Genomic DNA, 12,043 nt, shown 5'->3' with positions numbered 1-12,043 from the left:
GGTGCGGTGGGGGGCGGTTCCCGGCGGGGGGGGGGGGGGGGGGGGGGGGGGGGGGGGGGGGGGGGGGGGGGGCGCCCCCCGGGGGGGGCGCCCCCCCGGGCCCCCCCCCCGAAGGCCGGACGCGAGGGTTCAGCGACTGGTGTCCAGGATGACGCGGGCCACGAGCGCCGGGTCGTCGTTCATCGGAACGTGCCCGCAGCCGGGCAGGCGCACGAGCCGGGCGTCGGGGATCACCCGCTTGGCGCGGACGCCCTGCCTGCGCAGCAGGATGCGGTCGCGGGTGCCCCAGGCGACGGTGACGGGGACGCCCTTCACATCCTCGCCGAAGAACGCGCCCCGGCCGACCTCCAGCGTCTGGTGGAATCCGGTCGCTCCGCGCAGGGCGAACGTCTCGGCGACGACGGCCTCCGGTGAACGCCTGCCGGGCCGGGCGTAGATGGTGCTGGTGAGCGCCGCCCGCCCGGCCGCGCTGCGCGACAGGCGCTCGATCAGCGGCACCGGCAGGGCCAGCGCGCTCCGGCGCATCGTCCGCAGGGTGCCGAAGGCGTAGCGCCGCTCCGCCTCCGTCCAGAAGCCCGCCGGGGACAGCGCGGTCACCGACCGCGCCAGTTCGGTGCGGCCCATCTCCAGTGCGAGCAGGCCGCCCAGCGAGTTCCCGGCCACATGGGGGCGGTTCAGGCCGAGTTCGGCACAGAAGGCTCCGAGCACCGGGACGACGGTTCCGGGATCGTACGAAACCCCGTCCGGCAGCGCGGGCGAGGTGCCGAAGCCGGGCAGGTCCACGGCGATCACCTCACGCTCGGCGGCCAGGATCCGCGTCACCGGATCCCAGGCCCGCAGGTGGTGCCCGATGCCGTGGAGGAGCAGCAACGGTTCGCCCGAGCCGGTCCGTTCGTACGCGACCGAGACCGGACGGGGGCCGTCGGCCGTTGCGACGGTGAAGGAGACCGTGGTGGTCATGCTGCTGCTCCCTGGAGTGGGTAGACATCTCGTCAACAACAATTACCGTCGGGTAGCTTGTAGTTCAAGGGGCCCGGCGATTCCCGCTGGACAGCAAGTGGCCCCTGGGCTGGGATGGGCGGATGACCGCCGACGCCGCGACCGAGCTCTTCGAGGAGCACCGTTCCGTCCTCACCGGGGTCGCCTATCGCATGCTGGGCCGTGTCGCGGACGCCGAGGACGTGGTGCAGGAGGCGTGGCTGAGGTGGTCGGCGGCGACGCGCGAGGACATCCGGGAGCCGCGCGCCTTCCTGGTGCGGATCACCACCCGGCTGGCCATCGACCGGCTCCGGCACCTGCGCGCGCGCCGGGAGACGTACCCGGGGCCCTGGCTGCCGGAGCCGGTCGTCACGGACTTCGGCCCTGCCGTGCCCGACACCGCCGAACGCGCCGTCCTCGCCGACTCCGTCTCGCTCGCCGTGCTCATCGTCCTCGAATCGCTCTCACCGCTGGAGCGCGCGGTGTTCGTGCTGCGGGAGGCCTTCGGATTCCCGTACGCCGAGATCGCCACCGCCCTGGACCGCACCGAGGCCGCCGTCCGGCAGCTCGCCGGCCGGGCCAGGCGGCATGTGGAGGAGCGCAAGCCGCGGTACGACGTGGACCCGGCCGAACGGCGCGACCTCACCGAACGGTTCCTGGCCGCCGCATCCGGGGACGGCATCGAGCAGCTGCTCGCCCTGTTGGCCCCGGACGTCCGGCTGATCAGCGACGGCGGCGGCAAGGCCAAGGCGGCGCGGCGGATCATCGAGACCGCCGACAAGGTCGGGCGCGTCCTCTTCGCCGTGGCGGCGGATCTCGACCCCGGCGGGGAGATCCGCGTCACGGAGATCAACGGCGGACCCGCCGTGGTCTACATCGTCGGAGGGGAAGTCGACACCGTCTTTCAGATCGAAGTCAGCCAAGGTGTCATTCAATGCGCCTATATCCTTCGTAATCCGGACAAGCTCTCCGGATTGCCCGTCGAATAGCCGCGAGCATCACGGGCCGCCCCGGCCCCCATCGGCCCCACGGGTCTACCGCGTGCCTGGTCAGAGCCTCGCCGTTCGCCGCGATGGCGGGGCTTCGTGCTGCGCTCGCCTCACGGCATCGCGAACGTCGTGTGAACGCTCTGCGCCAGAGTCCCGTTTCGTTCCGTTACGGAATAAGGATTGGTCTTGACCAAGGGGGTATGCCGTCCTAGGGTCTCCACTTAAGGCAGGAACCTTTAATAAATAACGTCGCGGAAAAGACGCCGGGCGATTGCGGAGGATCAGGGTGGGGACCACGCAGCTGGAATCGGTACAGGAGCCGAAGTACTGGCACCTCAAGACCGTGCTCAGTGAGGCACTCGACTCGGACTTTGCGGTGGGGGAGATCCTGCCCAACGAGCGGGACCTCGCCGCCCGGTTCGGTGTCGCGCGAGCCACGCTCCGGCAGGCCCTGGAGCAGCTCGAACTGGAAGGCAGGCTGCAGCGCCGCCGCGGTGTCGGGACGACCGTCGCCCCGCCACGCGTGGGCATCGCCGTCTCCACCGCCCAGCACGAATGGGCGGGCGGCGTCAGCGGCGAGGCCTGGCAGCCGGTCGACAGCACCATGGACAAGGCCCCGGCCGCGGTGACGGCGATGCTCGGGACCGACCCCGCCGAGCCGGTGCACGTGGTGCGCCGGATCCGTGACACCCAGGGGCAGGCGGTGGCGGCGGAGCTCCTCTACATCCCCGCCTCCTCGGTGCCCGACCTCTCCGCCATCGATGCCCCGTCCGGCGCCGTCCGCGCCCGGAGCGTCCTGCGCGAGCTGCACCGGCTCGGCCTGCAGGGCCAGGACCGCTCCGTGGAGCTCGGCTCCGCGCGGGCGGACGACGCCAAGGAACTGGACCGGCTCCCCGGCGCCCCCGTCCTCGTCGTCACCACCCGTTACTTCACCGCGGACGGTACGGCGGCCGTGTCCGTCGCCACCTACCGCGCGGACACCTGCCGGCTCACCTTCGGGGACTCCGGCGCGCTGGAGATCAGCCACGACGACCAGCCGGAGCGCCAGGCCTCCTGACCCTTCCGACCCGCTCGGCCCCACGCCCGCCGCTCCCGAGGACCCCGGTCCTTGAGGGGCGGCGGGCGCGTTTTGTCCCGCCCGTTCCGGGTTACGGGACAGGGCCCCGGCCTTTCCGGGTTACGGGGCTGCGCCCGGCCGTTGCTGGTACCGGGGCGGGGGAGAGGCCGGCGGGCAGGAGAGGTCGGCCGGCAGCAGAGATCGGCCGGAGCAAGGCCGGCCGGAGTGGAAGCCGACCGGAGCAGAGCGGCCCGTCCACGACTTGGACCGCTCCCGCTCCCGCTCCAGCCCTCGCGGTCAGCGGCGGGCCGTCACGGGCCCCTCGACGGCGAACAGTTGCTCCTCGACATGGTCCAGGGCGAGCCGCAGCGCCCCCGTCGCGACGGCGGCCTCGCCGAGCAGCGACAGGGTCACCCGGGGCGGGCGCAGGCAGTAACGGGCCAGCTCCCTGCGGAGGGGTTCCAGCACCCCGTCCAGCCCGGCGGCCCAGCCACCGACCACGACCAGCTCCGGGTCGAGCGCCAGCACCAGCGCCGCCACATCGTGCACCAGCCGCTGAAGGAACCGCTCGACCGCGGCCTGGGCCCCCGCGTCGCCCTCCTTGGCCTTGGCGAACACCGCGGCCACCGCAGGCTCGTCCAGCGGGTCCAGCGGCGTGTCCGTCGTCGACAACAGGTGCTCCGGCGTCACGTCCCGGCCCAGCAGGTGCAGGGCGCCGATCTCCCCGGCCGCCCCGCCGAACCCCCGGTGCAGCCGCCCTCCGATCAAGGACCCTGCACCGGGACTCAGCCCCGCCAGCACGAAGACCACATCGTCGGACTCGGTGGCCGCGCCCTTCCAGTGCTCCGCCACCGCGGCGGCGTTGGCGTCGTTCTCCACGAGCACGGGGCACCGGAACGAACGGCGCAGCCGCTCCCCGAGGGCGAGGCCGGTCCATTCCGGCAACGCCGTGCCCAGCCGTACGGTGCCGTCGGCCTCCACGATCCCGGGACTGCCCACCCCGACCGCTCGCAGACTGCTTCGGGCCACCCCGGTGCGGCGCAGCACGTCCGCGATGACGGCCCGGACCTGGTCGAGCCGGTCGTCAGCGCCCGCCGTCTCCGACACCACGCGGGAGCCGGCCCCGACGACCCGCCCGTCGAGCCCCGAGATGAGCGCGGAAACCCGGTGCGGACCGATCTCCACCCCGAGGAGGTGCCCCGCCTCGGCCCGGAAACGGAACCTCCGGGCAGGGCGCCCCTGACGCCGCGCCTCACTCTCGTCGGGCAGGGCCTCGACCACGAGCCCCGCTTCGAACAGTCCCTCGACGACCCCTTCGACCGTCGGCCGGGACAGCCCCGTGATCCGCGTCAGGTCCGTCAGCGTCGGTGAGCCGGCCCCCCTCAGGGCGTGCAGCACTACCGCGGAATTGATCCGCCGCAACAGCGACGGATCCCCACCGGTCAGCCGGCCCACGGTATGTCCTCCCAGCTCGTGCGCATGTCTGCCGGATCGTACTCGTTGGCCGGGAGCCCTGCGACCAGCGAGGCAAGCCGGTATCGAGCCGCAACCTGCGTCATCCCGGAGCGAAGAATCCCGACTCGTAGGCAGCGATGACCGCCTGCGTACGGTCCCGTGCACCCAACTTCGCGAGGACCGAGCTGACATGGGACCTCGGGACCGTGGGCCAGGAGCAGGCGGAGCGGGCCGGATCAGATCCGGTCCTCAACGCCCTCTCCGCTGCCCGCTCGGTGAACGCCGGATCGTTCGCCGCCCTCGCCGCCTTCGCCGTACCCGCCTGCACCACCGCCAGCGTCAGCGCATGTCCCCGCCCAGCAGCGCGGCTCGTTCACGCATGCCGCGCAGTCCACTGCCGCTGCCGGGGAGACCGGTCGCCCCGGAGACCGGATTGATCACCTCCAGCTCACTCACGGGCGAGACGCGTCATGAGTTCGCAACCGGGACGCATGAGGACCGGGGGAGTTCCGCCCGGCCAGTGGCCGGAGCAAGAGCAAGGGCAAGTTGCAAGGGCGAGGGGCAGAGTAAGGGCGTCGATGGGGAAAGGACGCGCTCAGTGGGCCGAGTCGGGGTCGGGGGTGGGCCGGTCGTTCGGACGAACGTTGAGCACGGCGTCCCGGAGGCGGGCGTACTCCTCGGCCATGCTCTGGACCGTCCAGTGGGCGTTGAGGCCGCTGGGGTTGGGGAGAGCCCACACGCGGGCGCCGCCGACCGTGCGGTCCTGGGAGCCGATGCGGGCCCGGGGTTCCCCGAAGGCTGTGCGGTAGGCGGTGATGCCGACCACCGCGAGCCACCGGGGCGCGAGTTGCTCGACCTTCGCCGTCAGCAGGGCCCCGCCCTCCCGGAACTCGTCCGCGCTCAGCTCGTCGGCCCGGGCCGTGGCCCGCGCCACCACGTTGGTGATCCCGAGCCCGAGATCGAGCAACTCGGCCTGCTCCGACGGGCGCAGCTGCCGGGGTGTGAATCCCGAGCGGTGCAGGACCGGCCAGAAGCGGTTTCCGGGGTGGGCGAAGTGGTGGCCCGTCGCCGCGGTCATCAGGCTCGGGTTGATGCCGCAGAAGAGCACGCGGAGGCCGCCCGCGGCCACATCGGGGACGATGCGGTCACGGGCGGCGCTCAGCTCTTCCGGCGTCATGCGGCTTCCGACGTCATGCGGCATACGGTTTCCGGCGTCACGCGGATTCGCGCGTCAGGCGGTGACGGCGGTGCCGGTCAGAGGATCGAGCCGGGGGCGTAGTTCGCGGCCTCGGGGTGCTGCTTGGCGATCTCCTCGATCCGGGCGACCAGCGACGTCACCTGGTCGCCGGCGGCACCCGTGAACGAGAGCTTGTCGGCCATCAGCTCGTCCAGCTGGGCGCGGTCCAGCGGGATCCGCTCGTCCGTGGCGAGCTTGTCGAGCAGCTCGTTGCGCTCGGCGCCCTGCTCCCGCATCGCGAGGGCGGAGGCGACCGCGTTCTCCTTGATCGCCTCGTGCGCCAGCTCACGGCCGACCCCGGCCCGTACGGCGCCCATCAGGACCTTGGTGGTGGCCAGGAAGGGGAGGTAGCGGTCCAGCTCGCGCGCCACGACCGCGGGGAACGCGCCGAACTCGTCCAGCACCGTCAGGAAGGTCTCCAGGAGGCCGTCGAACGCGAAGAACGCGTCCGGGAGCGCCACCCGGCGGACCACGGAACAGGACACGTCGCCCTCGTTCCACTGGTCGCCCGCCAGCTCACCGGTCATCGAGGCGTAGCCGCGCAGGATCACCATCAGACCGTTCACCCGCTCGCAGGAGCGCGTGTTCATCTTGTGCGGCATCGCGGACGAGCCGACCTGGCCGGGCTTGAAGCCCTCGGTCACCAGCTCGTGGCCGGCCATCAGCCGGATGGTCTTCGCCACCGAGGAGGGCGCCGCGGCGAGCTGCACCAGGGCGGTGACCACGTCGTAGTCGAGCGAGCGGGGGTAGACCTGGCCGACCGAGGTGAACGCCTCGGCGAAGCCGAGGTGGCCGGCGATGCGCTGCTCCAGGTCGGCGAGCTTGTCCGCGTCGCCGCCGAGCAGGTCCAGCATGTCCTGCGCCGTGCCGACCGGGCCCTTGATCCCCCGCAGCGGGTAGCGGGAGAGCAGGTCCTCCAGGCGGCCGTAGGCGACCAGCAGCTCGTCGGCCGCGGTCGCGAAGCGCTTGCCCAGGGTCGTCGCCTGCGCGGCGACATTGTGCGAGCGTCCGGCGATCACGAGCTCGCGGTACTCCGCGGCGAGCTTGCCGAGCCGGGCCAGCACGGCCACGGTGCGGTCGCGCATCAGCTCCAGCGAAAGGCGGATCTGCAGCTGCTCGACGTTCTCCGTCAGGTCCCGGGAGGTCATGCCCTTGTGGACCTGCTCATGACCGGCGAGGGCGTTGAACTCCTCGATCCGGGCCTTCACGTCATGCCGGGTGACCTTCTCGCGCTCGGCGATGGAGGCCAGGTCCACCTGGTCCAGCACCCGCTCGTAGTCGGCGAGCGCGGCGTCGGGCACCTCGATCCCGAGGTCCTTCTGAGCGCGCAGCACCGCCAGCCACAGCTGACGCTCCAGCTTCACCTTCTGCTCGGGGGACCAGAGGACGGCCAGCTCCGCGGAGGCGTAGCGGCCGGCCAGGACATTGGGGATGCGAGGCTTCGCAGACACGGCGTTCACGTAAAGGGATTCTACTGGCGGTTCGTGCAGGCCAGCGCCGCGCCCCTGTTTGTGGCTTGCTACGAGAGAGGGCCGGCGACGAAGGAGGGCCGGGCGCGGAGGAGGGCCGGCTACGAAGGAGCGGGGGAGGCGGCGCGGCGCCAGCCCGTCACCGGACCGGGGATCTCGGCGTCCGCGGGCGTGATCCAGAAGGCCTTCCCCGTCGCGGCGTCGAACTGTGCGCCCGAGCGTCCGTCGCCGGAGGAGCGGCCGGTGAGCCGTCGCCCGATCCAGGGGGCCAGGTGCTGCCGGGCGAAGCGGATGTCCTCGGTCCGCCGGGCCGCCCAGCGCGGCGGTGCGGTCGCGGGCATCCGCGCGCGCCAGTCCAGCTCGGCGGGGAGTCCCAGTGTCTGCCAGACGGCCTCGGCGACGTGGCGGTGGCCATCGGTGGTGAGGTGGAGCCGGTCGACGTCCCACATCCGGGGGTCGGCGATCGAGGGGGCGGAGTAGAGGTCCACCACTGCGGCGCCGTGCTGCCCGGCCAGATCGTCGATCAGGGCGAACAGCGCCTCCACCCGGGGGCGGAACCGGTCGAACACCGGCCCGCTGCGCCCGGGGCTGCGCATCAGCACCAGCTGCTTGCAGGTCGGTGCGAGACGCTCCACGGCCTCTTCGAGCCGACCCCTGACCATCGCCATGTCGCACTTCGGCCGCAGCGTGTCGTTGAGCCCGCCGACGAGCGTGACCACGTCGGCCTGGAGTTCGGCCGCCGCCTCCACCTGCTCGTCGACGATCTGGCCGATGAGCTTTCCGCGTACGGCGAGATTGGCGTACCGGAAACCGGGGGACCGGGCCGCGAGCCGGGAGGCGAGGATGTCGGCCCAGCCCCGGTAGGTGCCGTCGGGCAGCAGGTCCGACATGCCCTCGGTGAACGAGTCGCCGACCGCGACAAGACTGGTGTAGGAGGCATTCAATTCCATGGCCCGATGAGCGTACCGGTCGGTAGGTCGGCAGGCCAGTCGGGCGCGAGCCGGCCGGACGGCGGGGCAGGGGCCGACGGGCCGGCCGGGCGGTCGGTCAGCGGGATCCCGGCCGACCGACGAGTTCCCGCAGCACGTCCTCCATCGTGACCATGCCTGCCAGCTTCCCGTGCTCGTCCAGGACCGCCGCCAGGTGGGTCCGGCTGCGGCGCATCGCGGTCAGCGCGTCGTCCAGCGGAGTCGCGGTCCGGACCCGGGCGATCGGCCGCATCGCCGACACCGGGAAGGGAACGTCGCGCGGCATCGCGTCCAGGGCGTCCTTCACATGGAGGTAGCCGAGGATGCGCTGCTCGCGGTCCATCACCGGGAAGCGGGAGAACCCGGACTCGGACGAGAGCCGCTCCAGCTCCTCCGGGGTCGTGCCGACCCGGGCGTACAGCACCCGGTCGACCGGCATCACCACGTCCCGCACCGGCCGGCGCCCCAGCTCCAGTGCGTGGTGGAGGCGCTGCGCGGAGCGGTCGTCGACCAGCCCGGCGTCCCCGGCGTCCTGCACCATCCGGGCCAGTTCGTCGTCCGAGAACGTCGCGGAGACCTCGTCCTTCGTCTCCACCCTCAACAGCTTGAGCAGAGCGTTGGCGAAGGCGTTGATGGCGAAGATCACCGGCCGCAGGGCCCGGGCCATCGCGACCAGCGGCGGGCCCAGCGCCAGTGCGCTGCGCGTGGGTTCGGCCAGGGAGATGTTCTTCGGGACCATCTCGCCCAGCAGCATGTGCAGATAGGTCGCCACACTCAGCGCGATGGCGAAGGAGAGCGGGTGCACCAGACCGTGCGGCACCCCCACCGCGTCGAAGACCGGTTCCAGCAGATGCGCGATGGCCGGTTCGGCGACGATGCCCAGCACCAGGGTGCAGAGCGTGATGCCGAGCTGGGCGGCGGCGAGCAGCGCCGAGACGTGTTCCAGGCCCCAGATGACACTGCGGGCCCGCCGGTTGCCGGCCTCGGCCTCGGGTTCGATCTGGCTGCGGCGCACCGAGATCAGGGCGAATTCGGCGCCCACGAAGAAGGCGTTCGCCACCAGGGTCAGCAGACCGATGAAGAGCTGGAGAACGATCACCGGCCCTCCTCCTCACGGTCCTCGGCCCCGGGGAGGGGGGCGTGCAGCAGGGCCCGTGCGGCCCGGCGGCCCGAGGCGTCGAGCACGTCGATCCGCCATCCTTCCAGTTCAAGCGTGTCGTCGGCTGTGGGGATCCTGCCCAGCTCGGCGGCGATCAGCCCCGCGAGGGTCTCGTAGGGCCCGTCCGGCACCCGCAGCCCGATCCTGCGGAGCTGGTCGGTGCGGGCCGCCCCGTCGGCAGACCACAGGGCGCGGCCGTCGGCGTCCTCACCGGCGGCGGCGAGATCGGGCGTCTCGTGCGGATCGTGCTCGTCGCGCACCTCGCCGACGACCTCCTCCACGATGTCCTCCAGCGTCGCGACCCCGGCCGTACCGCCGTACTCGTCGATCACCACGGCCATGGCGAGCTTGCCGGACAACCGGTCCAGCAGCTTGTCCACGGTGAGCGTCTCCGGTACGAGGAGGGGCTCGCGCACCAGTTCCGAGACGCGGGTGCGGGGCCGCCGGTCGGCGGGGATCGCCAGCACGTCCTTGATGTGGGCCACACCGACCACGGTGTCCAGGCTGCCCCGGTACACGGGGAAGCGGGACAGACCGGTCGCGCGCGTGGCGTTGGCGACGTCCTCGGCCGTCGCGTGCAGCTCCAGCGCGGTCACCTGGACCCGCGGCGTCATCACGTTCTCCGCCGTCAGCTCCGAGAGGTTCAGGGTGCGGACGAACAGCTCGGCCGTGTCCGCCTCCAGCGCGCCCTCCTTCGCCGAGTGCCTGGCCAGCGCCACCAGCTCCTGCGGGCTGCGCGCGGAGGCCAGCTCCTCGGTCGGCTCCAGGCCGAAGCGACGCACGATCCGGTTGGCCGTGTTGTTGAGGTGACTGATGAAGGGCCGGAACACCGCGGTGAACCCCCGTTGCGGGGTGGCCACCGCCTTGGCCACGGCCAGCGGGGAAGAGATCGCCCAGTTCTTCGGGACCAGCTCGCCGACCACCATCAGGACCACCGTGGACAGCGCCGTACCGATGATCAGCGCCAGGGTGGACGCGGCGGCGGGAGGCAGCCCCGCCGCCTCGACGGGGCTGCGGATCAGCTTGGCGATCGACGGCTCGGAGAGCATGCCGATCACCAGGTTGGTGACGGTGATGCCGAGCTGGGCCCCCGAGAGCTGGAAGGTGAGACTCCGGACGGCCTTCAGCGCGCTCGCAGCACCCCGCTCGCCCCGCTCGACGGCCCGTTCGAGTTCGCTGCGCTCCACCGTGGTCAGGGAGAACTCCGCCGCGACGAACGCGCCGCAGGCGACGCAGAGCAGCAGGGCGACGAACAGCAGAAGCACTTCGATCATCGGTTCACCTCCGTCCCATGATCGGGCAGGGGCGGAGGGACCGCGCGGCGGTATCGGCGGATGCGGCGCGACCGGAGGGACCGGAGAGATCGGTGGTGCCGGAGGGACCGGCTACGGGGAGGCTCGCCCATGGGCGGACGCTCACACCTTTCGGCAGAAGGGTGACGGAGGGGCATGTCATCGTAGGCGTCTGCCCAGCAGTGCTGTGTCCTACCGCGTCAGTGCGCCCCCACCATCCCGACTCGCCGACGGCAGACGTCACCGCCGCCGGGGCCCGTGCCCGTACCGCGTCAGTCGGTCAGGTGCTTCACCCAGCGGCTCCACTGCGGCTCGGGCTCGTACCCCGCCGCGCGCCAGGCGTGGTGGGCGGAGGTGTTGCGGTCGAGGACCATGGCGTCGGCGCGCCGCCCGCCCAGAGCGGTGAACCGTTCCTCCGCCGCCGCGAGAAGGGCGCCTCCCACACCCCGGCGCCGCTGCTCCGGGTGGACCGCGAGCCGGTAGAGATGGCAGCGCCAGCCGTCGAAGCCCACGATGACGGTGCCCACCAGAGACCCCTCCCGCTCGGCGAGGATCAACGCCTCGGGATCCCGTTCCACCAGGCGGGCGATCCCCTCCCCGTCGTCGCTGATGCTGGTGCCCTCGGCGGCCATCTTCCAGAAGGCGAGGACCTCGTCCAGGTCGGCCGCGGTCGCCGACCGTATCCGTGTCGACATCGAAAGATCGTTCATGGCGGCCATCCCACCATCCGCCGCACAGGGGCGTCGATCGCGTTCCGTACCGCGGTCACCCGCTCCTCTTGCCGGTGCTAGCGCGGCCGCGCTAGCGTGGTTGCGTGCCCAAGACTCAGCTGAACGTTCGAGTGGACGAGGCCACCGCCGAGGCCGCGCGGCAACGCGCGCTCCAGAGGGGGATGAGTGTGAACCGCTACATAGAGGAACTCGTCCAGCAGGACGCGGGCGAGGTGGGACACACCTTTGTCGAGGCCGCGGCCGACTTCATGAAGCAGTACGAGTCGGTGTTCGCCGAGGAGTTCGGCCCGGAGCGTGAAGGCACCCGGCGCGAAGGCACCCGTTGAACCTGCGGATCGACCTTTCCTGGCTGCTGATGGTCGCCGAGCACAAGACGCCCGGAGACCCGCAGGTCGTCGACTGGGGTGCGCTCGTCGCCGCCGTGGCACGGCATGACGCGGAGATCTTCGGCAGCGCCGTCTACAGCGACCCGCACGCCCGGGCGGCCGCCCTGTTGCAGTTGCTGCTGCATGTGCCCGCGCTCGAACACTCCAACGCGATGTTCGCCTCGGCCGTCGCGTACGGCTATCTCGTCGCCTCCGGGCTCAAGGTCATCACCTCGCCCGAACAGGTCCGCGACCTGGCACTGCTGGTCAAGCAGGGCAAGGCGGACGTGCGGGCCATCGCCGACGAGCTGCGGCAGTGGAGCGTGTGAGACAGCGCGAAACC

Annotated in this window: 12 protein-coding genes and 1 pseudogene; 4 read left to right on the top strand and 9 right to left on the bottom strand. The window is 72.0% G+C overall.

The features are described 5' to 3' along the window. Nucleotides 1–129: 129 nt before the first annotated feature. Nucleotides 130–960 (bottom strand): alpha/beta fold hydrolase, encoded by an 831-nt coding sequence (locus tag JS521_RS05330; protein ID WP_205081558.1) that lies wholly within the window; start codon nt 958–960, stop codon nt 130–132. Between the two features lie 122 nt (nt 961–1,082). Between JS521_RS05330 and JS521_RS05325 the strand changes: the two genes are divergently transcribed. Further along, complete coding sequence (locus JS521_RS05325; RefSeq protein ID WP_205081557.1) at nt 1,083–1,967, top strand: RNA polymerase sigma-70 factor; 885 nt, start codon at nt 1,083–1,085, stop codon at nt 1,965–1,967. A 286-nt stretch (nt 1,968–2,253) separates the two neighbouring features. Then, a complete protein-coding gene (locus JS521_RS05320; protein WP_205081556.1) occupies nt 2,254–3,024 on the top strand; it encodes a GntR family transcriptional regulator in 771 nt (256 codons plus the stop codon). Between the two features lie 297 nt (nt 3,025–3,321). On the opposite strand, the gene JS521_RS05315 is transcribed toward JS521_RS05320, so the two are convergent. From JS521_RS05315 to JS521_RS05285, 8 genes and pseudogenes are all read right to left on the bottom strand, one after another. Continuing rightward, entirely contained in the window at nt 3,322–4,479 is a 1,158-nt protein-coding gene (locus JS521_RS05315) for an ROK family protein (protein ID WP_205081555.1), read from the bottom strand. 100 nt (nt 4,480–4,579) lie between these two features. Next, nucleotides 4,580–4,678: pseudogene (locus tag JS521_RS37450) on the bottom strand (DNA-binding response regulator); the annotation flags it as partial. Nucleotides 4,679–5,074: 396 nt separating this feature from the next. Next, nucleotides 5,075–5,656, bottom strand: coding sequence for a G/U mismatch-specific DNA glycosylase (gene mug / locus JS521_RS05310; RefSeq protein WP_205081554.1), 582 nt, complete (start codon nt 5,654–5,656; stop codon nt 5,075–5,077). A 77-nt stretch (nt 5,657–5,733) separates the two neighbouring features. Continuing rightward, a complete protein-coding gene (gene purB, locus JS521_RS05305) occupies nt 5,734–7,167 on the bottom strand; it encodes an adenylosuccinate lyase (RefSeq protein ID WP_372448552.1) in 1,434 nt (477 codons plus the stop codon). A 119-nt stretch (nt 7,168–7,286) separates the two neighbouring features. Then, nucleotides 7,287–8,135: an SGNH/GDSL hydrolase family protein gene (locus JS521_RS05300; protein WP_205081552.1), complete on the bottom strand. Its 849-nt coding sequence runs from the start codon at nt 8,133–8,135 to the stop codon at nt 7,287–7,289. Between the two features lie 97 nt (nt 8,136–8,232). Continuing rightward, a complete protein-coding gene (locus JS521_RS05295; RefSeq protein WP_205081551.1) occupies nt 8,233–9,252 on the bottom strand; it encodes a hemolysin family protein in 1,020 nt (339 codons plus the stop codon). After that, nucleotides 9,249–10,586, bottom strand: coding sequence for a hemolysin family protein (locus JS521_RS05290; protein ID WP_205081550.1), 1,338 nt, complete (start codon nt 10,584–10,586; stop codon nt 9,249–9,251). Before JS521_RS05290 ends, JS521_RS05295 begins: the two co-directional genes overlap by 4 nt. Nucleotides 10,587–10,876: 290 nt before the next feature. Further along, nucleotides 10,877–11,323, bottom strand: a complete 447-nt coding sequence (locus tag JS521_RS05285; RefSeq protein ID WP_205081549.1) for a GNAT family N-acetyltransferase — start codon at nt 11,321–11,323, stop codon at nt 10,877–10,879. 95 nt (nt 11,324–11,418) lie between these two features. Here JS521_RS05285 and JS521_RS05280 point away from each other — a divergent pair, with 95 nt between their 5' ends. Together JS521_RS05280 and JS521_RS05275 are read left to right on the top strand one after the other, a co-directional pair. Next, entirely contained in the window at nt 11,419–11,661 is a 243-nt protein-coding gene (locus JS521_RS05280) for an antitoxin (protein ID WP_205081548.1), read from the top strand. Then, complete coding sequence (locus JS521_RS05275; RefSeq protein WP_018957883.1) at nt 11,658–12,029, top strand: hypothetical protein; 372 nt, start codon at nt 11,658–11,660, stop codon at nt 12,027–12,029. The genes JS521_RS05280 and JS521_RS05275 overlap by 4 nt, the downstream gene beginning before the upstream one ends. Nucleotides 12,030–12,043: the final 14 nt, after the last annotated feature.

The sequence above is a fragment of the Streptomyces durocortorensis genome (assembly GCF_016901035.1).
Lineage (GTDB): Bacteria > Actinomycetota > Actinomycetes > Streptomycetales > Streptomycetaceae > Streptomyces > Streptomyces durocortorensis.
The sequence above is the reverse complement of the archived record's forward strand: the minus strand, read 5'-3'. Positions and strand labels throughout refer to the sequence as shown.